This is a genomic window from Aureivirga marina, from assembly GCF_015767265.1.
GTDB lineage: Bacteria > Bacteroidota > Bacteroidia > Flavobacteriales > Flavobacteriaceae > Aureivirga > Aureivirga marina.
Map to the genome: position 1 here is coordinate 772,206 of NZ_JADPIB010000001.1, position 23,763 is coordinate 795,968.

Consider the following 23,763-nt stretch of genomic DNA (forward strand, 5'->3'; position numbering starts at 1 on the left):
AAAAGAGAGGATAAATTTTCCTCTCTTTTGATATTTTAATGTGCTTCAAGCCAATTTTGTCCTTCTCCTATATCAACAATTAAAGGAACAGAAATTTTGAAAGCTTCTTGCATTTCTGTTTGAATCATTTTCTCCACTTTTTCTTTTTCTGGTTTAAAAACATCAAAAACCAATTCATCATGTACTTGTAAAAGCATTTTCGATTGGTAATTTTCTTTTTCTAACCTTTCTTGAATTCGAATCATTGCAATCTTGATAATATCCGCAGCAGTTCCCTGAATTGGCGTATTTACAGCATTTCGCTCATCTGCCGAACGAACAATTGCATTTTGTGAATGAATATTTTTTAAATATCGTTTTCTACCTAATAAAGTTTCTACATATCCATGTTCTCTTGCAAATTCAATTTGTTTTGCAACAAAATCTTTCAATGTCGGATATGTTTCATAATAAGTATCAATTAATTGCTTTGCTTCACTTCTTGTTAAATCTGTCTGATTACTCAACCCAAAAGCTGAAACTCCGTAAATGATTCCAAAGTTTACTGTTTTCGCATAACTTCTCTGTTCTCTTGTAACTTCTTCTAAAGGAATTTTAAACACTTTTGCAGCTGTCGAACGGTGAATATCTTCGTTGTGATTAAAAGAAGCTATCATTGTTGGATCTTTACTCATATCTGCAATCAAACGAAGTTCAATTTGCGAATAATCGGCAGCAACTAAAATATAGTCTTCATTTCTCGGAACAAATGCTTTTCGAATCTGTCTTCCTTGTTCTGTTCGAATTGGAATATTCTGTAAATTTGGGTTATTAGAACTCAAACGCCCAGTAGCAGCAACGGTTTGACTGTACGTAGTATGTATTTTTCCTGTTTTTGGATTAATTTCTTTAGGTAAAGAATCAACATAAGTATTTTTCAATTTTACCAAAGAACGCCAATCTAAAATATCTTGTACAATCGGAAAATCTTTTGCTAATTTTGATAAAATATCTTCGGAAGTTGCATATTGACCAGTTTTCGTTTTCTTTGGTTTTGCCAATAATTTCATCTTCTCAAATAAAATAACTCCAAGCTGTTTTGGGGAAGCAATATTAAACTCTTCTCCTGCTTCTTTATAAATTTTATCTGCTAGCTCACTACTGTCTTTTTCTAAAGTTTTTGAAAGTTCACTAAGTGAATTTGTATCTAATCGAATTCCTTCAATTTCCATTTTTGCTAAAACAGAAAGTAAAGGCATTTCAATAGTTTCAAATAGTTGTGTTAATTTATTTTCTTCTAATTTCTTTTTAAAAATCTCTTTTAATTGAAAAGTCACATCTGCTTGTTCTGCAACCAAAGAAGTTTGTTTTTCTAATGCAATTTCATGAAGTGTAATTTGCTTTTTTCCTTTTCCTAAAAGACTTTCTTTCTCAATTGTTTTATATTCTAAATATGCTTCTGATAAAATATCTAAACTATGACGCATATCTGGGTGTAATAAATAATGAGCAACTGTAATATCGAAAATATTTCCTTTTACAGAAATATCAAAATCATGTAAAACTTTAATTACTTCTTTTAAATCAAAACCTATTTTTAAAATCTTTTCATCTTCAAAAAATGGTTTTAATTGCTCTAAAATCTCATTGGAATTTTTCGTTTGTAATTCTACATAATAACTTTTTCCTTTCTCATAAGAAAAAGCAATTCCAGCTGGATTTCCAGTTTTTGTATTTTTTTCTAAAACAATACTAACTTCTGTTTGCTTTTCTAGTTTTGAAATTAAAAATCGTAAAGCTGTTTCTGTATTTATATATTGATATAAATTATCTGTATCTTCAATATTCTTATACTTCGAAGGAATAACTGTTTCTGTTTCCGACATTGTGTTCATCGAAAATAAATCCAACTGATCTGAAGTTCCAGAAGTATTTTTCGGAGCTTCTTTTTTTGGGTTTTCTTGATTTGTTTTCGCTTGAACATTTGTCGCTCCATAAATATTTTGAAGCATGGTAATATTTCTACGGAATTCTAAATCTTCAAAAATTGCCACCGATTTTTCCAAATCTGGTTTACACATTTCAAAGTTTTCTTCATGAAATTCCACAGGACAATCCAACATGATTGTCGCTAATTTTTTCGATAAAATTCCAAGCTCTTTATTCGCTTCTACTTTCTCTTTCATCTTCCCTTTTAGCTCATGTGTATTTGCCAAAAGATTTTCCATACTTCCATATTGCTTGATAAACTTTTTAGCTGTTTTATCACCAACTCCAGGAAGCCCAGGAATATTATCCACTGCATCTCCCATCATTCCAAGATAATCGATTACTTGCAACGGACTTTCTACTTCAAATTTTGCTTGTACTTCTGGAATTCCCCAAATTTCGATTCCATTTCCCATTCTCGCTGGGCGATACATAAAAATATTTTCTGAAACCAATTGTGCAAAATCCTTATCAGGCGTAACCATATAAGTTTTATATCCTTGTTTTTCGGCTTGTTTTGCTAAAGTTCCAATCAAATCATCTGCTTCAAATCCTTCTTTCTCAATAATTGGAATATGCATCGCTTCCAAAATCTTGTGAATATATGGAACTGCAATTTTTATCGCTTCAGGCGTTTCTTGTCTATTGCTTTTATACGCTTCAAAAGCTTCCGTTCTAGCAACCGAACCTCCTTTATCAAAAGCAACAGCAAGATGATCTGGTTTTTCTTTTCGTATAATTTCAAAAAGTGAATTTGTAAAACCTAAAATTGCTGAAGTATCTAATCCTTTTGAGTTAATTCTTGGATTTTTGATGAATGCATAATACCCTCTGAAAATCAAAGCATAAGCATCTAATAAAAATAAACGTTTTTGTTCCATAATTTTTAGTGTTCAAGACTTTCAAAACTACAAACAATTTATTGTTTTTAACTCATTCTTGGAAAATTTAAGAGAGATTTTGTTTGGATTATTTGTTTGAGTGAAAGTTAAGTTTTGTTTTAAGAAGATTATTTTAGTTTTATATTTAAAAACCAATTCTTTTATCATAAAATTTTTAAATTTTCATTTTTTCCAAAGATTTCTCAAACAATCAATTCATTTTCCAGTTATTTTTAAACAAAAACACCTCCTTCAGTTAATAAAAAAATGTAAATTTGCACTCTAATTTACAAATGAAATGTTAGATAAAGTAAAAGAACTTATAGGCGAAGTAAACGAATTCCAAGCAAACAGTCCAGAAGCTGTTGAGGATTTTCGTATCAAATACCTAGGAAAAAAAGGTCTTTTAAATGATCTTTTTGCTGAATTTAAAAATGTAGAACCTGCTTCAAGAAAAGAATTTGGACAAGCACTAAACACATTAAAAAATGCAGCACAAGACAAGGTTAATACTTTAAAAGATAACCTAGAATCTGCCGATGAACAAAAAGGTTTTTATGGAGATTTAACTCGTCCATCTGAACCAATCGAATTAGGTTCTCGTCATCCTATTTCTATTGTTAAAAATCAAATTATTGATGTTTTCTCAAGAATTGGATTTACAGTTTCTGAAGGTCCAGAAATAGAAGATGATTGGCACAACTTTACTGCATTAAACTTACCAGAATATCATCCTGCAAGAGATATGCAAGATACTTTCTTCATCGAGAAAGACCCTGATATCTTATTACGTACACATACTTCTTCTGTACAAGTTCGCTATATGGAAAACAACGAACCACCAATTCGTACAATTTCTCCAGGACGTGTATTTAGAAATGAAGATATTTCTGCAAGAGCACACTGTATTTTTCACCAAGTAGAAGGATTATATATTGATACAGATGTTTCGTTTGCAGACTTAAAACAAACACTTCTTTACTTTACAAAAGAAATGTTTGGTAAATCTAAAATCCGTTTAAGACCTTCTTATTTCCCATTTACAGAGCCAAGTGCTGAAGTAGATATTTACTGGGGATTAGAAACGGAAACTGACTATAAGATTACAAAAGGTACGGGATGGTTAGAAATAATGGGATGTGGAATGGTAGATCCTAATGTATTAAAGAATGCAAATATTGACCCAACAAAATATAGTGGTTATGCATTCGGAATGGGAATCGAGCGAATTGCAATGCTTTTATATCAAATTCCTGATATTCGTATGTTCTATGAGAACGATGTTCGATTCTTAGAGCAATTCAAAACTGTACTTTAATTTATAAATATGCTTACAGAGGAGTTTCTGAAAAATGAAACTCCTTTTTTTTCTTAAAACAATTATTTATGAAAAAAGATATTTTTATTCCTAAAGTGGAAAATGTTTATATGGCAATCGTAAAAGAGTTTAATGAAACATATCAAACAGACGATTGGAATGTTTATTTAATCAATGATAGAGATACACAAATTGAAATGGTTATTTGTGTTTCGCAAGGAATGGATCCTGAAACTGGAAAAATAACTTCTATGATGCGTAAAACTGTGCAAAAAATGGAAGCTCATTCGTATGCGAAAATTGAATTTATTCAAGAAGAAGTTTTAGCTCTTGACAATGTTTTCAATGTAACTTTCTTCGATGGTGATACCATGTATGATAAACAATATGTTTTTGAAAAAAACACAGTAAAAGAAAGTACTTTGCGATACATTAAACAATTAGACAAAAAAGGAATTATCCGAAAATAAATAAAAAAGCAGAAACGTTTGTTTCTGCTTTTCTTTTTCAACTATAATATTGTCTTTTCATTATTCTGTTGGGTGTGCAATAACTGGGCAATTTATAATTGCATTACTTGCACTTAATCCGTGAACATATGGATTATTTGGTCCCACACCTGGTGTAAAACTTTTCACCCATCCTGCTTCTATTAAATCAGATAAATCTTCAAAACTTGTAATTCTTCTTCGCATTCCTTGATCAATGGCTTCGTCTGTCCATTTACTGATATGTGCATCCCAAAGTGGACTATAATTATTTCCTCTTTCTAAAGTATTTTTTGGTCCAACAGGAAAAACGTTTATTGGATCTAAAGGAGCTAAAGGTCCTGAACCATTTTGATCACTTAAAATTGCAGAACTTAATCCTTGTCGTTGTGGATCATTTGGATCATTAATTCCATTTCCTACAGGTGAAAACCCTAATAAAGCAGATTCATCATCTAAAGTAGAAAAACCAAATTGTGGAATATTTGCTAATCTCGGTGCATAAATTCCTAACTCAATTGTAGCAGGAATAGCATCAACTGCATCTGTTACTAAATGATAGAAATAAGGATTTCCTCCTTGGAATCCATCTAGAATTTGCAATGTTACTTTAAATTCATCTGTATCAATAGAAGCTTCACCTTCAGGTAACCTATCATGAACTCCTGTAGCATTTTTCACAGGAGATAAGTTTAACACTAAATTACTTGGAAGTACAACAACTGGCGAATAATTAGCATCTCCAATAGCTCCTGGTTGTGCTACTTTTGGAGGAAAAGCAAAATCACCTTCTCCTGGCTCAATATATCTATCAGGAGAAAAATCGACATTTCCTATAAAAACAACTCGACCTTCATCATTAATTGTAATTTTTTGTTCTCCTCCAGAATTCCTTGCGTATTTTAATTTTGGACTATAATTAATTCCCATTCTTCGAGCAATTTGAAAATCTGAAGCTTCTGTAATAATATAGTAAACTGTTTCTCCTAAATTTCCAATTCCTTTAAAAATTGGTAAAGTTACTGTTGGCGCACTATGATCTAAATTAATTGCCAAAGCATTTTGAACATAAACATTTTGCTCAGGAGTAAAGTTACTTGGCGCATCTGGATTAAATAAATCTCTTCCAGAATCTTCTTTATAGGTCGCTAATAAAATATCTACTTCTTGTGTCGCTAATTCAAAATCTAAATCAGGATCGACAGCAATTGGTGTTTCTGGAATTTGGTTTCCGTTATCATCATCCGAACAACTAAAAAATAAGGATGAAATTGTAAGAAAAATTACAAATATGTATCTATTTTTCATGATTTTGAAACTTTTATAATTGGTAACATGAAGTTAATCAATCATTTAGTTAAAAAAATCTCAAAAAAACTTATAAACTATAATTTTCACATTTAATTAATTCTAAATCAATTATTTATAAATAAAATAAAAAATCCTTAAATTTAATAGTAACCTATTAATTTTCAAATGATTATAAAGAAATACATTATTGCAATTGACCAAGGAACAAACAGCTCTAGAGCTGCTCTTATAGATAAAAAAGGGAAAATTGTTTCTATAGTTCAAAAAAAATGTACTTCTATGTATCCAAAAAAAAATTGGGTAGAACAGAATCCTTTTGAATTACTTTCTTCTGTAATGGAATGTATTTCTGAAATCTTAGAAAACAAAAAAATCCAAACTCAAGAAATTATTAGTATCGGAATAACAAATCAACGAGAAACAGTTGTTGCTTGGGATAAAGAAACAGGAATTCCGATTTACAATGCAATAGGTTGGCAGGATAAAAGAGGAACTGCGATTTGTAATAAATTAAAGCGAAAAAAATTAGATTCTTATATTCATAAAAAAACTGGATTAATCATTGATGCTTATTTTTCTGCAAGTAAAATTCAATGGATTTTAGAAAATGTTCCAGAAGCAAAAGAAAAAATCAGACAAAATAAGCTTTTAGTTGGAACTATTGATTCTTGGATTTTGTGGAATTTGACAGAACATAAGGTTCATGCAACAGATATTTCCAATGCATCACGAACGATGTTGTATTCTTTTCAACATTTAGATTGGGATGATGATTTACTTGAAATTTTTAAAATTCCTAGAAAAATTCTACCAAAAATTGAAGCTTCAGATGCACATTTCGGTTATTTTAAAGCAAATGATATTGAAATTCCAATTACAAGTATTCTAGGAGATCAGCAAGCTGCTTTGTTTGGACAAATGTGTTTTGAGAAAGGAAATTTGAAAAATACATATGGAACAGGTTGTTTTCTTTTAATGAATATTGGAGAGAAAATTACTTATTCTAATAATGGACTTTTAACAACTGTTGCATGGAAAATTAAAGGAAAAACTACTTACGCTTTAGAAGGAAATGTTTTTGTAGCAGGAAGCGCAATTGAATGGTTGATTTCTAATTTAAAATTAGTTGAAAATGTTGTGGAATTAGAAAAAGAAATAACTTCTACAAAAGAAAGTTCAGCTGTTTTTATTCCGAGTTTTTCAGGTTTGGGAGCTCCTTTTTGGAATATGAAAGTAAATGGCGCGATGTTTAATTTAAATTTTAATACCACAAAAGAAGATATTATAAAAGCAACTTTAGAATCAATTGCTTATAGAACAAAAGATATCATTGAAGTGATGGAAGCTGATACTAAGCAACTAATTTCTGAAATAAATGTAGATGGAGGAGTTTCAAAGAGTAATTATTTATTACAGTTTCAATCGAATATTCTGAATAAATTAATCAATCGAGGAAGTAATGTGGAATCAACCATCTTAGGAACAGCTTATCTTTCCGGAATTTCTTCAGGAATTTGGACCATAAACTCTTTAAAAAATATCAAGAATAAAAAAACGGTTTTCTCGCCAAAAATTTCTACACAAAAAAGAGAAAAACTCACAGAAAAATGGACAAAAGCTGTGAATAATTTGATTCAATTTAAAAAATAACAACATGCAAAAACCTTTTTCTTTTAAAAACAGAGAAGAAATTCTTAAACAATTACAAAAAGAAGAATTTGATGTTTTAATCATTGGTGGAGGAATTACTGGAGCTGGAATTGCATTGGATGCAGTTTCTAGAGGAATGAAAACAGCATTGATTGAAAAAGGAGATTTTGCTTCGGGAACGAGTAGTAAATCAACAAAATTAGTACATGGTGGTTTACGCTATTTAAAGCAATTTGATTTTTGGTTAGTTCATGAAGTTGGTTCAGAAAGAGCAATTGTTCATAAACTTGCGCCACATTTGGTTATTCCTGAAAAAATGATTTTACCTATTATTGAAGGAGGAACTTATGGAACTTGGTTAACTTCTGTTGGTTTAAAAATTTATGATTTATTAGCACATGTTTCTAATGATGATAAACGTAAAATGCTTTCCAAAAAAGAGACTTTGGAATTAGAACCGCTTTTACAAAATAGTTTATTGAAAGGTGCAGGATATTATGCAGAATATCGAACAGATGATGCCAGATTAACGCTGGAAGTAATGAAAACTGCATTTCATCATGGTGCTTCAATTTTAAATTATACAGAAGCTTTGGAATATTTATATACAGATAAAAAAATTTCTGGAATTAAAGCATATGATTTTATTTCTAAAAAAACATTTGAAATTAAAGCAAAATATATTGTGAATGCTTCTGGACCTTGGGTGGATTCTTTACGAGAAATGGATGATATTTCTGTGGAAAAACATTTACAATTAACGAAAGGAATTCACATTGTCGTTGCACATCAAAAACTACCTGTTAAACATGCAATTTATTTTGATGCTCCAGATGGAAGAATGCTTTTTGCAATTCCAAGAGAAAACAAAACTTACATTGGAACAACAGATACAAAATACAATGAGTCAAAAGAAAAAGTCAAAGTTTTGATGCCTGATGTCTTGTATTTACTGCATTCTGTAAATCACATGTTTCATAATATTCATTTAGGATTGAATGATATTGAGTCAACTTGGGCAGGTTTAAGACCATTGATTTTACAAAAAGGAAAGTCGGCTTCTGAGATTTCCAGAAAAGATGAAATCTTTATTTCTAATTCAGGTTTAATTTCTATTGCAGGAGGAAAATTGACAGGTTATCGAAAAATGGCGGAAAGAGTTGTGGATTTATTGGCGGAAAATTTTAGAAAACAACACCGTCAAAAATTTAAATCTATTCAAACACATAAAATTCCTTTAACTAAAAATAAGTTTAAGAATTATAAAGAAGTAAAAAAATATATTGATGAAGTTTTCTTTGTATTAAAACATTTTGAAAATGGTCTTTTAGAGGCAAAAAGATTAGTACATACATTTGGAAAACAAACAGAAGAAATTTTAAAAATTGCAAAATCTAAAAATGAAAAACTCGATTTAGAGATACTTACAAAAGCAGAAATTCAATTTTGTTTAAAACATGAAATGGTCTTAACTCCCGAAGATTTTATTATTCGAAGAACAAGTTTATTACTTTTCAATATTAAAAAATTAAAAAAAGAAAAAGAGATTATTTTAGAAGTATTTTCTTCTTATTTTTCTTGGAATGAAGAGCAATTTAATGAAGAAAAAAAGAAATTAGAAAAGATAATTTACAATACTACAAATTTTAAATAAAATTCAAGTTATCAACAAGTTATTAACAATTAACCTTTTCCACAACCACAATCAGAAGAACAATTAGAATCTTTATTTTTCTTCTTAGGTTTTAAAATATATTTCTTGACTAAATAAAAAATAGCCAAAGCTAAAGCGATATAAACAAGTATCTTTTGCATAAAACAAAATTACAAAAAAAAAGCAACAACCATTTTCAGATTGTTGCTTTTATACTTGCTATTTATAAACTATTATTCATGTAATTTCTTAATTCCCATGTTGTAAAGCGTAAACGAGAAAATATCTGCGTATTGCTCGATAGTTTTAGAAACTGGAGTTCCAGCTCCGTGACCAGCATTTGTTTCAATTCGAATTAAAACAGGATTTGGTCCAGTTTGTTTTGCTTGTAATTCAGCAGCAAATTTGAATGAATGTGCAGGAACTACTCTATCATCATGATCACCAGTTGTAATTAAAGTTGCAGGATATTGCACACCTTTTTTCACATTATGAACAGGAGAATAACCTTTTAAGTAGTTAAACATTTCTTGAGATTGCTCAGAAGTTCCATAATCGTAAGCCCAACCAGCTCCAGCAGTAAATGTGTGGTAACGTAACATATCTAAAACCCCAACCGCAGGAAGTGCAACTTTCATTAAGTCAGGTCGCTGAGTCATCGTTGCTCCAACTAAAAGACCTCCATTTGATCCTCCTCTGATTGCTAAATAATCAGAAGTAGCATATTGATGTTCATTCAAATAATTAGCAGCAGCGATGAAATCATCAAACACATTTTGTTTTTTCATTTGTGTTCCTTCATCGTGCCATTTTTTACCATATTCTCCACCACCTCTTAAGTTAGCTACAGCGTAAACTCCACCGTATTCTAACCAAACAGCATTTGCAATACTAAAAGAAGGTGTTAAACTAATGTTGAATCCACCATATCCATATAAGATAGTTGGATTTTTACCATCTAATTTCAATCCTTTTTTATGCGTGATAATCATAGGAACTTTTGTTCCATCTTTAGAAGTATAAAATACTTGTTTCGATTCGTAATCATCACTGTTGAAATCGATTTTTGGTTTTCTGAATAAATCAGATTTTCCAGATGCTGGATCAAATTTAAAAATAGAACTTGGTGTGATATAATTTGTAAAAGTATAGTATAATTCTTTTGCATCTTTTTTACCACCAAAACCATTAATTGTTCCAATTCCTGGTAATTCGATTTCACGAACTAATTTTCCATCATAATTATATTGTTTTACTTGAGAAACAGCGTGCACCATATATTCTGCGAAGAAATATCCAGCACCTTTTGTTGGCTCTAAAACATTTTCAGTTTCTGCGATAAAATCTTTCCAATTTTCTGGAGTTGGGTTTTTAGCATCTACAGTAACAATTCTTTTGTTTGGAGCGTCTAAATTCGTAACGATATAAAGTTTATCTCCTTTATTATCGATAACATAACTATCCGAATCAAAGTTTGTAACAACAGGAACAATTTTAGAATTTGGTTTTGAAATATCTTGAAGATATAATTCATTTCCAGAAGTCGAAGTTGCAGCAGTAATTACTAAGAATTTATTATCAGAAGTAACGTTTCCTCCTACATATCTTCTTTTTTGATCTAAACCAAAGATAACTTTATCTTCGCTTTGTGGAGTTCCAAGTTTATGGTAGTATAATTTATGTTGATCTGTTTTAGCAGAAAGCTCACTTCCTTTTGGCTTATCATAACTTGAATAATAGAAACCTTCGTCTCCTTTCCAAGAAATTCCAGAGAATTTTACATCAACTAATGTATCTCCAATTACCTTTTTATCTTCTGCATTTAAAATGATAATTTTTCTCCAATCTGAACCTCCTTCAGAAATAGAATAAGCAACAATTTTTCCACTTTCAGAAAAAGAAACTTGTCCTAAAGAAGTTGTTCCATCAGCAGCGAATTTATTTGGATCTAAGAAAATTTCTGGTTCTCCCTCTCCTTTTTGTCTATATAAAACAGATTGATTTTGTAATCCATCATTCTTATAAAAGTAAGTATAATCACCTTCTACAAAAGGAGCACTTACTTTTTCGTAATTCCATAATTTTTCTAATCGTTCTTTGATTTCATTTTTGTATGGAATTTTATTTAGATAATCGAAAGTTACTTTATTCTCTTCCTTTACCCATGCTTCCGTTTCAGGGGAACGATCATCTTCTAACCAACGATATGGATCTTTAACTTCTGTACCGAAATATTTATCCACTTGATTTACTTGTTTTGTAACTGGATATGTAAGACCTTGAGCAGTATCTTTTTTATCCTCTTTATTTGGTGAAGAACATGATATTCCCATAGCTCCAATTATTGTTGCTATAACAATGTTTCTCATTTTGTTATTGAATTTATAATTTGATTTTAACAAATGTAAATAAAATAAACGAATGATTTTTTAGAAAACTGTTAACTTCTGTTTTTATAAAAAGTTTCTGATTTTCCTGATTTTTTTATTTGAATAATTGCCAAATATTACTTTACTTTGTATTTCAAAGTACTTTAATCATGAATACAGAAAATTACTTAAAAGATATCACTGAAATTAAATCAATTATGAATCGTTCTACTAAATTTTTATCGCTTAGTGGAATGTCAGGAATTCTAGCAGGAATTTATGCTCTAATTGGAGCTTTCGCTGGAAATGCTTTAATTAAACAATATATAAGTGATTTTTCTATTTATAGATACGAAAATGTATATCTTTTAAGGATTAAATTAATTCTGGTTGCTGCGGCTGTATTAGTTTTAAGTATTACTACTGGATTTATTTTAACGTATAAAAAAGCGAAAAAAAATAAGGAAGCGATTTGGAATTCTTTAACTAAAAAATTATTGATTGATTTTTGTGTTCCGCTTTTTACTGGTGGGATTTTCTGTGTGATTTTAATGATTAAAAAATACTATGGAATTATTGCTCCTGCAACTTTGATTTTCTATGGTGTTGCTCTTTTTAGTGCAAGTAAATATACACTTGGAACAATTAAATATTTAGGAATTTCTGAAATTATTTTAGGTCTAATTTCTCTATTCTTTATCGGATATGGAATTACATTCTGGGCAATTGGTTTTGGAATCTTACATATTTTATATGGAATCATTTTTTATTATCAACACGATAGAAATTGACAAAAATGAAACTTCATAGAAAAGCATATTTATCAGCATTTATTTCATTTTTGATAGGAACACTTTTTATGTGTATCTTTTTTTATAATAGTACAATTCGAATAGCAATTGCATGTTACTATTATACTTTAATAGCAGGAATTGTGAATTTTTCAATATTCGTTTTGTTGATGCTAAAATCATTGACAAATCAGAAAATGAAACATAAATATTACAAAGGTTCAGCTATATTATTTATCAATATTCCTGTAGTTCTTTTATATGTATTTTTTTCAACCAAATTAAAAGATACTATTCGAATTGAAGTGGTAAATGCAACGGATTCGACAATTTCAAATTTACAAATAAGCGGATGTGAAGATGATGCTTTTATCTCAAAATTAAATGAAAGTGAAAGTAATACGAAATGGATTTTAGTAAAAAATATTTGTAATATTTCCATCGATTATGAATTAGAAGGAAAAACATATTCTGAAAAAATTTTGGAAAAAGTTGGACCAAATATGGGACATCAGCTTTCTTATCGAGTTGGTTTACATCAAAAAGATTAATAACTTTAAATTAAATAATTATAAAAATCATGATAAATATTTCTAATAAAATAGATAGTTCTATTACATTTGCATCTTGTTAAAATTACATCTGAAATGAAAGATATTCTTTTACATATAAATAAAACTTTTGATCACAGAATTCGACTAGGCATAATGAGTGCTTTAGTTGTGAATGATGCTGTGGATTTTAAAAGTTTAAAAGAATTATTAGGAGTTACAGATGGAAATTTGGCAAGTCATTTAAAAGCACTTGAAAAAGAGGAATTTATCTTAGTTCAAAAACAATTTATTGGACGAAAACCAAACACAAAATATTCTGCAACTTCTACAGGAAAAGAAGCTTTCAAAAAACATATTGAAGCTTTAGAACAAATTATTAAATCTAGTCAACTTTAAATTTTTTTATGCATTTACTTTGAATTTCAAAGTTCTTTTAAAATTAAAAATATGAAAAATAAAATCATTATTAGTTATAATATTGTACTAGCAATCTTGTTTACAGTATTATTTTTAAATCAAAATATCGGATTAAATCTGGCAATTTTCGGTATTCTTTTCACACCTTATTTATTAATTACACATTCCGAAAACAGTAAAAATAAAAGTGCTCTATTTTCTGGAATGTTATTTTTAGGACTTTCGATAGTTCCATTTTTTCATCAATCAACTTATGTTTTTTGGTCTTTATTTTTTTCCTTCTTTTTATTCGTTGGAACATTGATTAACACACAAAATAGTTATATCACGAAAATCATTAATGGAATTTTCAATACTGTAGCTTTTTTAGAAATTCGAAAAGAAACTACTAGTCATAAATTTAATCTCAAAAAATATATTTTCTATTTTATCTTAATCGGAATATCATTTATAATTGGGATTATTTTCATCCTTCTTTATAGCAGTTCAAATGAAAAATTTGCAGAAATATTTAGCAATATTACAATTCGATTTGATTGGATTTTTACAACATTAGCCGCTTTTATTATACTTTATAAAATCTCGTTTTCAAATAAAATTGAAAATCTGACAAAAATAGATTTAAAGTCTCCATTACATCTTTTAAAGAAAAAAGAAAGTTTAAAAAATCAGAAAAGAAAAATTCAAGAAACTCAAATTGGAAATAGTTTATTAATTACGTTAAATGCGATTTTGATTTTCTATTTCATTACTTTTTTTATGGAAAGTCCAGAGTTAAAAAGTACTACACTTTCAGAAGCTGTTCATCAAGGAGTTAACACATTAATTATTTCCATCATTTTTGCAATTGGAATTATTCTTTATTTTTTTAGAGGAAATATCAATTTCTACAAAAAGAATAAAAGTTTAAAAATTTTAAGTTATATCTGGATTACTTTAAATATTATTCTGGTTTTTACTACAATTTATAGAAATACACAATACATTCAATTTAGCGGATTTACGTATAAAAGATTTGGTGTGATTTTATTTTTAACATCCACTTTAATTGGACTTTTTACGACTTTTATTAAAATTCAAAACAAAAAAACTTTTTGGTATTTATTAAAAACAAATGTGCAAATAATTGGAACATTTCTACTTCTTATTTCATTTTTTAATTGGAATGCTATTTTTACAAAATTTAATTTATATCAAGCAAAAATTGTAGATCTAGAATATTTAATGCGTATTAAATATGATGTAGAAACTTTTAAAAAGTATAGTGAAACAAATCCTTTATCAGAACAAATAAAACTTAAAATCGATTCTGAATATCGTTTTAATCAAACAGAAAGAGAAAATCAAAAATGGCAAGAATACACTTTTAATCATTTCGTAGAAGAATAGTTGGGAGAAATTAAATTGAAAAAGAAAAGTTTAAAAAGGGTGAATACAAAATTTGTGTTCATCCTTTTTAATTTGCAATTTTCAGACCGACAATCCCAATAATAATAAGGGATGCTGAAAGTAAGCGAAGAATACTAGAGGAATCTCCAAAGAAAATAATTCCGATAATTAAAGTTCCAACAGCTCCAATTCCTGTCCACACTGCATAAGCAGTTCCAATTGGAATATGTTTTTGTGCCATCCATAGAAAATAACCACTGAAAGCCATCGCAGCAACGGATAATACAATTCCAGAAATTTTATAATGTGAATTTGTTTGTGATAATTTCAATCCTAAAGGCCAACCAATTTCAAATAATCCAGCGATAATCAGATAAATCCAACTCATAACCTAAAAATTACAATTTCATCAAGTTAAATATAAGTTTTCCAATTCGTTAATTATTATAATTATTGCTTAAATGTTAAAATATTTTATTTGCTTTCATCGTTTATTTTAAACATTGCTAAGTTTTTATTATATTGACCTAGTGTTTTAAAAAAAATAATATAAAAAAACTTTAACAGTTTAATTGTTAAAGTTTTTTATGTAATATTGCGTAAAAATTTATTTAGTAGTTGCCCCATGAAAAATATTTTTAATTTCATCATAGCATTAATCGCCTCTTCGACCATCGTAGCGCAAGAACAGGCTCCTCCGACACCGCCGGACGGTTACCCTGAACCTATAGTTTTGCCTCCTCACCTTCCAATTGATTCTAATATTTTAATATTAGTAATTGCAGCAGTTGGATTAGGAGCTTATACTATTTATAAAAAGAAATTAAAGCTTCAATAATCTAGCTACATATTTCCCAACCACATCGAACTCAAGATTTATTCTTGTATTGACCGTAAAAGTATGGAAGTTTGTATGTTCGTAAGTATAAGGAATTATTGCAACACTAAATTCATTTTCTTTTGAATTTACAACTGTTAAGCTAGTTCCATTAATCGTAATCGAACCTTTTTCAATAGTTACATTGTTTTTATTTGGACTGTAAGAAAAAGTAAAAATCCAACTTCCATCTTCCTTTTTAATATTTGTACAAACACCTGTTTGATCCACATGACCTTGAACGATATGACCATCTAATCTATCACCAAGTTTCATCGCTCTTTCCAAATTCACAATCGATCCGATTTCTAAATCTTCTAGATTTGTCTTTTCTAAAGTTTCTTGAATTGCTGTAACTGTATATTCATTATTATTAATTGCAACCACAGTAAGACAAACACCATTATGTGCAACACTTTGATCAATTTTTAACTCAGAAGTAATTTCACTTTCGATTGTATAGTGAACATTTGTTCCTTCTTTTTCTATGTTTTTAACCCTACCTAGAGTTTCAATTATTCCCGTAAACATAATAATTAATTTTATTGTTTATTTTTGGTACTTCAAAAGTAATAATAATCATTGTACTAAATAAAAGTTATTCAACGATTATCAACGGAAATAAGTTTAAAATGCATTAGGGATTGTAGCGGCATCCTTTTGCTGCCTGCATATTTGCAGCAAAAGATATAGTGGAAAGCCCGACCTTTTCCTTAGAAAAGGAAATGCCCAAATAAATAGAAATTAAAATAATATTTACCGATGAAAATGAATATCTTTATAATACATTGTTTAGTACATAAATAATCTCGTGAATGGAGAAAGAGGAAAAAATAAAAGTAGGTATATCTATTGGAGATTTGAATGGAATTGGTTCTGAAATCGTACTAAAAACATTTTTAGACAAACGAATGTTAGAGATTTGTACACCTATTCTATTTGCTTCATCCAAAGTAATATCTTTTTACAAAAAATCATTAAAATTAAATATTCAAACACAAGGAATTAATGAACCAAGTAAAGCATTACATGGAAAGTTCAACGTTTGTAATATTTGGAAAGAAGAAGTTACTATTTCTTATGGTAAACCTTCAAAAGAAGCAGGAAAATATGCATTTTTATCTTTAGAAAAAGCAACAGAGGCTTTAAAAAATAAAGAAATTGATGTTTTAGTAACTGCTCCTATTAATAAGGACAATATTCAATCGGAGGAATTTACTTTTCCTGGACACACAGAATATTTAGAATCACAGTTAGAAGGAGAATCATTAATGATCCTTATGACAGATGAATTACGAGTAGGATTGATTACGGGACATATTCCTATTTCGAAGGTTGCAGAGACAATTACTCCAGAATTAATTCAGAAAAAAGTAAATATCATGTATAAATCTTTAGTAGAAGATTTTGGAATTGATAGACCGAAAATCGCTGTTTTAGGATTAAATCCACATTGTGGAGATCATGGTGTAATTGGAACTGAAGACGATGAAATTATTCGACCAACTTTGGAAGAATTCTTAAATGATGGGAAGTTAGTTTACGGCCCATATGCAGCAGATAGTTTTTTTGGTTCGGGAACTTATAAAGAATTTGATGCTGTTTTAGCGATGTATCATGATCAAGGTTTAGCTCCTTTTAAAACAATTGCTTTTGGAAATGGTGTAAATTATACAGCTGGTTTAAGTGAAATCAGAACATCTCCAGACCATGGAACTGCTTATAATATTGCAGGAAAAGGTTTAGGTGATGAAAGTTCGTTTAAAGAAGCATTATTTCAAGCAATTAATATTCATAGAACTAGAGAAGAGTATAAAACCTTGACAAAAAATGTATTAAAAGTTAAAAAAACTTCGTAGCATAGATATTTTTTTAATTCCATAATAGGAATTAATGATAATTTTATATCTTTGCACGCTCAAATTGATGTTTAAGATGAAAGATTTGAAAACATTTAATATTCCATTTGTTGGATTAAAGGAAACAAAACACCAATTTGAATATCAAATTGATAACACGTTCTTTAAGCTTTTTCAGTTCGATGAAGACTTTGATTTAGTGAATTTAAAAGTAGATTTAGAATTCAATAAAAAAAGCACTATGTTTGAGCTTTTTTTCAAGGTTTCAGGATTTATTAGACTGAATTGTGACTTAACAAATGAATTATTTGATCAAGAAATTACTGGAGAATTACCATTAATTGTAAAGTTTGGGGAAGAATTTAATGATGAGAATGAAGAAATCTTAATTCTACCAAGAGCAGAATTTCAATTAAATGTTGCACAGTATATTTATGAATTGATCGTTTTATCTATTCCACAAAAAAGGATTCATCCAGGAATAGAAGATGGAACTTTAGAGACAGATGTTTTTGATAGATTAGAAACATATGCTCCAAAAGAAGTAGAAGAAGAATCAACAGAAGAAGAATATGTTGATCCTAGATGGGAAAAATTAAGAAAGTTAAAATAATATAATTAATAAATTTAGCAATGGCACATCCTAAAAGAAAAATATCAAAACAAAGAAGAAATAAGAGAAGAACTCATTATAAAGCTTCTATTCCTCAAATCGCAGTAGATCCAACAACTGGAGAAGCTCACTTATACCACAGAGCTCACTGGCATGAAGGAAAATTATACTACAGAGGACAAGTAGTTATTGATACTGAAGAAAGTGTTGAAGCTTAATACAACATATTAGAAGAAAAACATTGGAAAAACCCTCAGATTTGAGGGTTTTTCCTTTTTTTTTGCCCAAAAAGAACGAAAAAATACATTTTTTAAGTCATTTTTTGAATAAAATTTTATTACTTTGGCTTTCATTTTTAGATGAAATAAGATTGTAAATTATGAATAAAATAACTGCAGCAATCACTGCCGTTGGAAAATATGTGCCAGAATATGTGTTAACTAACAAAGAGTTAGAAACAATGGTGGATACAAACGACGAATGGATTGTTACTAGAACCGGAATAAAAGAAAGAAGAATCCTTAAAAAAGAAGGTGAAGGAACTTCTTATATGGCTATCAAAGCCGCCGAACAATTAATTGAAAAAAAGCAATTAGATCCTAAAGAAATTGATCTTGTAGTAGTAGCAACTGCGACACCTGATATGTTTGCAGCATCTACAGCGGCATATGTAGCTAGTAAAATCGGAGCATCAAATGCGTTTGCTTTTGATATTGAATCTGCATGTTCTAGTTTTCTATATGGGATGTCTTTAGTTTCTAGTTATATCGAATCAGGAAAATACAAAAAAGTTTTATTAATTGGTGGAGATAAAATGTCTTCAATCATCGATTATACAGATAGAGCAACTTGTATTATTTTTGGAGACGGTGCTGGAGCTGTTTTATTCGAACCAAGTACAGATGGTTATGGAGTTCAAGATGAATTCTTAAGAACTGATGGTGCTGGAAGAGAATTTTTACATGTGGAAGCTGGAGGTTCTGTAATGCCTGCTTCAGAAGAAACAGTAAAAAATAAAAAGCACTTTGTACACCAAGAAGGAAGAACAGTATTTAAACATGCTGTTTCTAATATGGCGGATGTTAGTGAAAAAATGTTAACTAGAAATAATCTTACTAAAGAAGATATCAACTGGTTAGCTCCACATCAAGCTAATATGAGAATTATTGAAGCGACTGCAAACAGAATTGACTTAGATATGTCAAAAGTTATGGTAAATATTCACAAGTATGGAAATACGACTTCTGGAACTTTACCGTTATTGATTGCAGATTACGAAGAGCAATTAAAAAAAGGAGATAATATTATATTCGCTGCATTTGGAGGAGGATTCTCATGGGGATCAATCCTTTTAAAATGGGCTTATGATTCAAAATAATTAAATCAAAACTAAACGAATATGGATTTAAAAGAAATTCAAAATCTGATTAAATTTGTAGCAAAATCAGGAGCAAGTGAAGTAAAACTTGAAATGGAAGACGTAAAACTTACGATTAAAACTGGTCCAGAGAAAACTGAGACTACAATCGTACAACAAGCTACGCCAATGGCAATGCCACAACAAATGTCAATGCCTGCTGCCGCTCCACAACAAGCTGCTGCTCCAGCTGCAGCGCCTGCTGCAACTCCAGCTGCCGAAGAAGCAAAGCCAGCTGCTTCAGAAGATGAGTCTAAATATGTGACTATTACTTCTCCAATCATTGGAACTTTCTATAGAAAACCATCTCCAGACAAACCTGTATTCGCAGAAGTAGGTGATGAAGTAAAACCTGATAGTATTGTTTGTATTATCGAGGCGATGAAATTATTCAACGAAATCGAATCAGAAGTTTCTGGTAAAATCGTAAAGGTTTTAGTTGAAGATTCTTCTCCAGTTGAATTTGGACAACCATTGTTCTTAGTAGATCCATCTTAATAAACTTCAACATTTGTTGAACTAATCTGAAGTAATTATGTTTAAAAAAATATTAATTGCCAATAGAGGTGAAATCGCTTTACGTGTAATCAGAACATGTAAAGAGATGGGAATCAAAACTGTTGCAGTTTATTCTACTGCTGATGCAGAAAGTTTACACGTTAAATTTGCTGACGAAGCTGTATGTATTGGACCTGCACCAAGTAGTGAGTCTTACCTAAAAATGTCAAATATTATTGCAGCTGCTGAAATCACAAATGCTGATGCAATTCACCCAGGTTATGGTTTCTTATCTGAAAATGCAAAATTCTCTAAAATCTGTGAAGAGCACGATATTAAATTTATCGGAGCTTCTCCAGAAATGATTGAGAAAATGGGAGATAAAGCTTCTGCAAAAGCTACAATGAAAGCTGCAGGAGTACCAACAATTCCAGGTTCTGAAGGATTATTAGATAGTTACGAAGAAGCTGAGAAATTAGCTGAAGAAGTAGGTTATCCTGTAATGCTTAAAGCAACTGCCGGAGGAGGTGGAAAAGGAATGAGAGCTGTTTGGGAAAAAGAAAGCCTAAGAGATGCTTGGGATTCTGCTCGTCAAGAAGCAGGAGCTGCTTTTGGTAATGACGGAATGTACATGGAAAAATTAATCGAAGAGCCTCGTCACATTGAGATTCAAATTGTTGGAGATTCTTACGGTAAAGCATGTCATTTATCTGAAAGAGATTGTTCTGTTCAGAGACGTCACCAAAAATTAACAGAAGAAACTCCTTCTCCTTTCATGACAGAAGAATTACGTCATAAAATGGGAGAAGCTTCAATTAAAGCCGCTGAATATATCAAATATGAGGGAGCTGGAACTGTAGAGTATTTAGTAGATAAACATGGAGATTTCTACTTCATGGAGATGAATACTCGTATTCAGGTTGAGCACCCAATTACAGAACAAGTAATTGACTTTGATTTAATTCGTGAGCAAATTTTAGTTGCTGCTGGAGTGCCAATTTCTGGTAAAAATTACCTTCCAAAACTACATTCAATCGAATGTCGTATCAATGCTGAAGATCCACACCATGACTTCAGACCTTCTCCAGGAAAAATTACTACTTTCCACGCACCAGGAGGACACGGAGTACGTTTAGATACACATGTGTATGCTAATTACGTTATCCCACCAAATTACGATTCAATGATTGCTAAATTAATTGTAACTGCTCAAACAAGAGAAGAAGCAATTAATAAAATGAAAAGAGCATTAGATGAGTTCGTAATTGAAGGAATTAAAACAACAATTCCATTCCATAGACAATTAATGGAGCACCCAGACTATGTAGCAGGAAACTATACTACGAAGTTCATGGAAGATTTCGAAATGAAATAATAAAGATTTAGAATATATAAATCTTTCAAAATATTAAGAAAAGGATGCAAAATTTTGCATCCTTTTTTTTATTTTCTTGAATAATTCAAAAAAATACCTTACATTTCGGATTAATAATCTGTAAATCAACTAATAAATGACTACAAAAAACTATACTTTAGATGGCATTGATAAAACTATCCTAAAGTATTTGATGGATGATGCAAGAATTCCAATCTTAAAAATTGCAAGAGAAATTGGAATTTCTGGAGCAGCTATACATCAAAGACTAAGGAAAATCGAATCTGCAGGATATATTTTGGGATCAAAATATATTATAGACCCTAAAAATTTTGGATATAATACAATGGCTTTCATTGGAATCTATTTAGATTCTGGGAATCATCATGCTTCTGTTCTTAAAAGTTTGAATAAAATTCAGGAAGTATTAGAAAGTCACTTTACAACTGGAAGTTATTCAATTTTTATAAAAGTAATGTGTAGGGATAATGAACATTTAATGGAATTAATCACGAATGAAATTCAAAAAATTAAAGGAGTTTCAAGAACTGAAACTTTCTTATCATTAGACCAACAAATTAACAGACAAATCGACATTTAATTGGAAAAAGTGCATGATAAAAATTTGAATGGGGCTTTTGGAAAATAGCATTAATAGGGGGCAGAAAATTCCAGACTATTCTTAGAATTGAAAGCAAAAAGAAATTAATAAGTTATTAAATAGTAGAACTGAAAAAAATATTTATCATGTACACTTTTTAATGTACATATCTATTTAAATCCAAGCAATTATCTCTCTTAAAAAAACATCCTTTATTATCGTTTTGCGATATAGAATTCTCTACAATTAGGTAAGCCGTATTTAGCATATTTCTTAATTCACATAACGGAACATTAATCTTTGTAGCTTTGTATTTTCTCTCCACTGCTTGGTGTAAATCTTCAATTTTTTTCTTTGCTATAAATAAATCTTTATTAGCTCTCTCAATTCCAACATTTTGATGCATTAATTGTTGTAATTCTTTTGTTAATTGATCAATTTCCAATTTATCTACAATTTCATCTTTATGTAAATAATTCCATTTTGGTAAATCAATTTTTGGTTTAATTACTTTTTTTGTTTTTAAAAATTCAAAAATATTATGTGCGTAAACCAAAGCTTCCAATAAAGAATTTGAAGCTAATCGATTCGCTCCATGCAAACCAGTTTTAGAACATTCACCACAAGCAAACAAATTCGTTATAGAAGTTTTCCCATGTTTATCAACCAAAATTCCACCACAAGAATAATGTGAAGCAGGAATTACAGGAATCCAGTCTTTTTCAATATAAATACCTAAAGATTTACATTTTTCATAAATAGTTGGAAAATGATTTTTGAAAGTATCAATTTTTAAATGTGTACAATCTAAATACACACACTCATGATTTGTATTTTTAATCTCTTTTTCGATACTTTGTGAAACAATATCCCTAGAAGCTAATTCTAATCTGTTATCATATTTTTTCATAAAACGTTCTCCATGAACATTTCTTAAATACGCACCAAATCCTCTCACAGCTTCTGAAACTAAAAAAGCTTTACCATTTTTCTCTTCAAATAAAGCAGTTGGATGAAACTGAATAAATTCCATATCAGAAATTAATGCTTTTGCTCGATAAGCCATTGCTATTCCATCTCCAGTGGCAATATTAGGATTTGTAGTATGTCCAAAAACTTTTCCAATTCCACCTGTTGCTAAAATAGTAGATTCTGCATGAATTGATAAAATTTCATCTTTTTCTTGATCCAAAACATAAGCACCAAAACATCTTGTTTTTTCATAAACAGTTCCTAATAATTGATGTTCAGTTATCAAATCAATCGCAAAATGATGTGCTAAAATTTCAACATTTTCGAGTGTTTTAAGTTTCCATAGCAATTTTTTTCCTATCTCGAATCCTGTTATGTCCTTATGATGTAAAACTCTGTTTTCTGAATGTCCTCCCTCTTTTCCTAAATCTATTTCCCCATTTTTATCTTTATCAAAAGAAACATTCCATTCTAAAAGATCTTTTAAACGTAAAACTCCTTCCTCTACAACCATTTTCACTACATCTTCATCACAAGCATAATCACCAGCGATAATGGTATCTTGAATATGTTTTTGAAAAGAATCTTTTTCGAAATTGTGAACAACAGCGATTCCTCCTTGCGCATATTTTGTATTAGATTCTTCTTTTGTTGATTTTGTAACAATTATTACTTTTTTTTCAGGACAATTTTCTGCCATTTTAATAGCAAAACTTAATCCTGCAATTCCCGAACCTATTACTAAAACATCACAATTCATC

23 protein-coding genes are annotated in these 23,763 nt (G+C 29.7%); 16 read left to right on the plus strand and 7 right to left on the minus strand.

All coding sequences use genetic code 11. The annotated features are described in order from the left end of the window. Positions 1-35: 35 nt before the first annotated feature. A complete protein-coding gene (gene polA / locus I1A51_RS03540; protein ID WP_231373955.1) occupies positions 36-2,849 on the minus strand; it encodes a DNA polymerase I in 2,814 nt (937 codons plus the stop codon). Between the two features lie 298 nt (positions 2,850-3,147). Here polA and pheS point away from each other — a divergent pair, with 298 nt between their 5' ends. Both pheS and I1A51_RS03550 read left to right on the plus strand, forming a co-directional pair. Next, on the plus strand, positions 3,148-4,167 hold the full coding sequence (gene pheS / locus I1A51_RS03545; RefSeq protein ID WP_196891177.1) for a phenylalanine--tRNA ligase subunit alpha: 1,020 nt from the start codon (positions 3,148-3,150) through the stop codon (positions 4,165-4,167). 68 nt (positions 4,168-4,235) lie between these two features. Continuing rightward, positions 4,236-4,637, plus strand: a complete 402-nt coding sequence (locus I1A51_RS03550) for a hypothetical protein (RefSeq protein ID WP_196891179.1) — start codon at positions 4,236-4,238, stop codon at positions 4,635-4,637. Between the two features lie 60 nt (positions 4,638-4,697). Here I1A51_RS03550 and I1A51_RS03555 read toward each other — a convergent pair whose 3' ends face one another. Next, the gene (locus I1A51_RS03555) at positions 4,698-5,963 is read right to left on the minus strand and encodes a DUF7482 domain-containing protein (RefSeq protein WP_196891181.1); all 1,266 of its coding nucleotides are present in this window, start codon (positions 5,961-5,963) and stop codon (positions 4,698-4,700) included. Between the two features lie 168 nt (positions 5,964-6,131). Between I1A51_RS03555 and glpK the strand changes: the two genes are divergently transcribed. After that, the gene (glpK, locus tag I1A51_RS03560; protein WP_231373956.1) at positions 6,132-7,616 is read left to right on the plus strand and encodes a glycerol kinase GlpK; all 1,485 of its coding nucleotides are present in this window, start codon (positions 6,132-6,134) and stop codon (positions 7,614-7,616) included. A gap of 4 nt (positions 7,617-7,620) precedes the next feature. Further along, positions 7,621-9,270 carry a glycerol-3-phosphate dehydrogenase/oxidase gene (locus I1A51_RS03565; protein WP_196891182.1) on the plus strand — a complete coding sequence of 550 codons (1,650 nt, stop codon included), beginning with the start codon at positions 7,621-7,623 and terminating at the stop codon, positions 9,268-9,270. Between the two features lie 29 nt (positions 9,271-9,299). Here I1A51_RS03565 and I1A51_RS03570 read toward each other — a convergent pair whose 3' ends face one another. Then, the gene (locus I1A51_RS03570; RefSeq protein WP_196891184.1) at positions 9,300-9,431 is read right to left on the minus strand and encodes a FeoB-associated Cys-rich membrane protein; all 132 of its coding nucleotides are present in this window, start codon (positions 9,429-9,431) and stop codon (positions 9,300-9,302) included. A 72-nt stretch (positions 9,432-9,503) separates the two neighbouring features. Beyond that, entirely contained in the window at positions 9,504-11,639 is a 2,136-nt protein-coding gene (locus tag I1A51_RS03575; protein ID WP_196891186.1) for a prolyl oligopeptidase family serine peptidase, read from the minus strand. Between the two features lie 170 nt (positions 11,640-11,809). Here I1A51_RS03575 and I1A51_RS03580 point away from each other — a divergent pair, with 170 nt between their 5' ends. The 4 genes from I1A51_RS03580 to I1A51_RS03595 all read left to right on the plus strand — a co-directional run bounded on the left by I1A51_RS03580 (position 11,810) and on the right by I1A51_RS03595 (position 14,790). Continuing rightward, positions 11,810-12,430: a hypothetical protein gene (locus I1A51_RS03580; protein WP_196891187.1), complete on the plus strand. Its 621-nt coding sequence runs from the start codon at positions 11,810-11,812 to the stop codon at positions 12,428-12,430. A gap of 5 nt (positions 12,431-12,435) precedes the next feature. Continuing rightward, positions 12,436-12,981 carry a hypothetical protein gene (locus I1A51_RS03585; protein ID WP_196891189.1) on the plus strand — a complete coding sequence of 182 codons (546 nt, stop codon included), beginning with the start codon at positions 12,436-12,438 and terminating at the stop codon, positions 12,979-12,981. Between the two features lie 96 nt (positions 12,982-13,077). Beyond that, positions 13,078-13,380, plus strand: coding sequence for a winged helix-turn-helix domain-containing protein (locus I1A51_RS03590; protein ID WP_196891191.1), 303 nt, complete (start codon positions 13,078-13,080; stop codon positions 13,378-13,380). A 51-nt stretch (positions 13,381-13,431) separates the two neighbouring features. Further along, the gene (locus I1A51_RS03595) at positions 13,432-14,790 is read left to right on the plus strand and encodes a DUF4153 domain-containing protein (RefSeq protein ID WP_196891193.1); all 1,359 of its coding nucleotides are present in this window, start codon (positions 13,432-13,434) and stop codon (positions 14,788-14,790) included. 67 nt (positions 14,791-14,857) lie between these two features. On the opposite strand, the gene I1A51_RS03600 is transcribed toward I1A51_RS03595, so the two are convergent. Continuing rightward, on the minus strand, positions 14,858-15,178 hold the full coding sequence (locus tag I1A51_RS03600) for a DMT family transporter (RefSeq protein WP_196891195.1): 321 nt from the start codon (positions 15,176-15,178) through the stop codon (positions 14,858-14,860). Positions 15,179-15,415: 237 nt separating this feature from the next. Between I1A51_RS03600 and I1A51_RS03605 the strand changes: the two genes are divergently transcribed. Then, entirely contained in the window at positions 15,416-15,628 is a 213-nt protein-coding gene (locus I1A51_RS03605) for a hypothetical protein (RefSeq protein ID WP_196891197.1), read from the plus strand. Here the strand turns inward: I1A51_RS03605 and I1A51_RS03610 are convergent. Beyond that, positions 15,614-16,198, minus strand: coding sequence for a riboflavin synthase (locus I1A51_RS03610; RefSeq protein ID WP_196891199.1), 585 nt, complete (start codon positions 16,196-16,198; stop codon positions 15,614-15,616). The two genes, I1A51_RS03605 and I1A51_RS03610, sit on opposite strands and share 15 nt — an antisense overlap. Positions 16,199-16,482: 284 nt before the next feature. Here I1A51_RS03610 and pdxA point away from each other — a divergent pair, with 284 nt between their 5' ends. The 7 genes from pdxA (at position 16,483) to I1A51_RS03645 (ending at position 22,030) form a co-directional block, all read left to right on the plus strand. Then, positions 16,483-17,526 (plus strand): 4-hydroxythreonine-4-phosphate dehydrogenase PdxA, encoded by a 1,044-nt coding sequence (gene pdxA / locus I1A51_RS03615; RefSeq protein WP_196891201.1) that lies wholly within the window; start codon positions 16,483-16,485, stop codon positions 17,524-17,526. 76 nt (positions 17,527-17,602) lie between these two features. Next, positions 17,603-18,139 (plus strand): YceD family protein, encoded by a 537-nt coding sequence (locus I1A51_RS03620; RefSeq protein ID WP_196891203.1) that lies wholly within the window; start codon positions 17,603-17,605, stop codon positions 18,137-18,139. A gap of 20 nt (positions 18,140-18,159) precedes the next feature. Further along, positions 18,160-18,357, plus strand: a complete 198-nt coding sequence (gene rpmF, locus I1A51_RS03625) for a 50S ribosomal protein L32 (protein WP_196891205.1) — start codon at positions 18,160-18,162, stop codon at positions 18,355-18,357. 161 nt (positions 18,358-18,518) lie between these two features. Continuing rightward, positions 18,519-19,517, plus strand: coding sequence for a beta-ketoacyl-ACP synthase III (locus tag I1A51_RS03630; protein WP_196891206.1), 999 nt, complete (start codon positions 18,519-18,521; stop codon positions 19,515-19,517). Positions 19,518-19,538: 21 nt separating this feature from the next. Next, a complete protein-coding gene (accB, locus tag I1A51_RS03635) occupies positions 19,539-20,054 on the plus strand; it encodes an acetyl-CoA carboxylase biotin carboxyl carrier protein (protein WP_196891208.1) in 516 nt (171 codons plus the stop codon). Positions 20,055-20,091: 37 nt separating this feature from the next. Then, positions 20,092-21,429 (plus strand): acetyl-CoA carboxylase biotin carboxylase subunit, encoded by a 1,338-nt coding sequence (gene accC / locus I1A51_RS03640; protein ID WP_196891209.1) that lies wholly within the window; start codon positions 20,092-20,094, stop codon positions 21,427-21,429. A 136-nt stretch (positions 21,430-21,565) separates the two neighbouring features. After that, positions 21,566-22,030, plus strand: coding sequence for an Lrp/AsnC ligand binding domain-containing protein (locus I1A51_RS03645; RefSeq protein WP_196891211.1), 465 nt, complete (start codon positions 21,566-21,568; stop codon positions 22,028-22,030). A gap of 157 nt (positions 22,031-22,187) precedes the next feature. Here the strand turns inward: I1A51_RS03645 and nadB are convergent, their stop codons facing one another. Further along, positions 22,188-23,762: an L-aspartate oxidase gene (gene nadB / locus I1A51_RS03650; RefSeq protein ID WP_196891213.1), complete on the minus strand. Its 1,575-nt coding sequence runs from the start codon at positions 23,760-23,762 to the stop codon at positions 22,188-22,190. Between the last annotated feature and the right edge of the window lies 1 nt (position 23,763).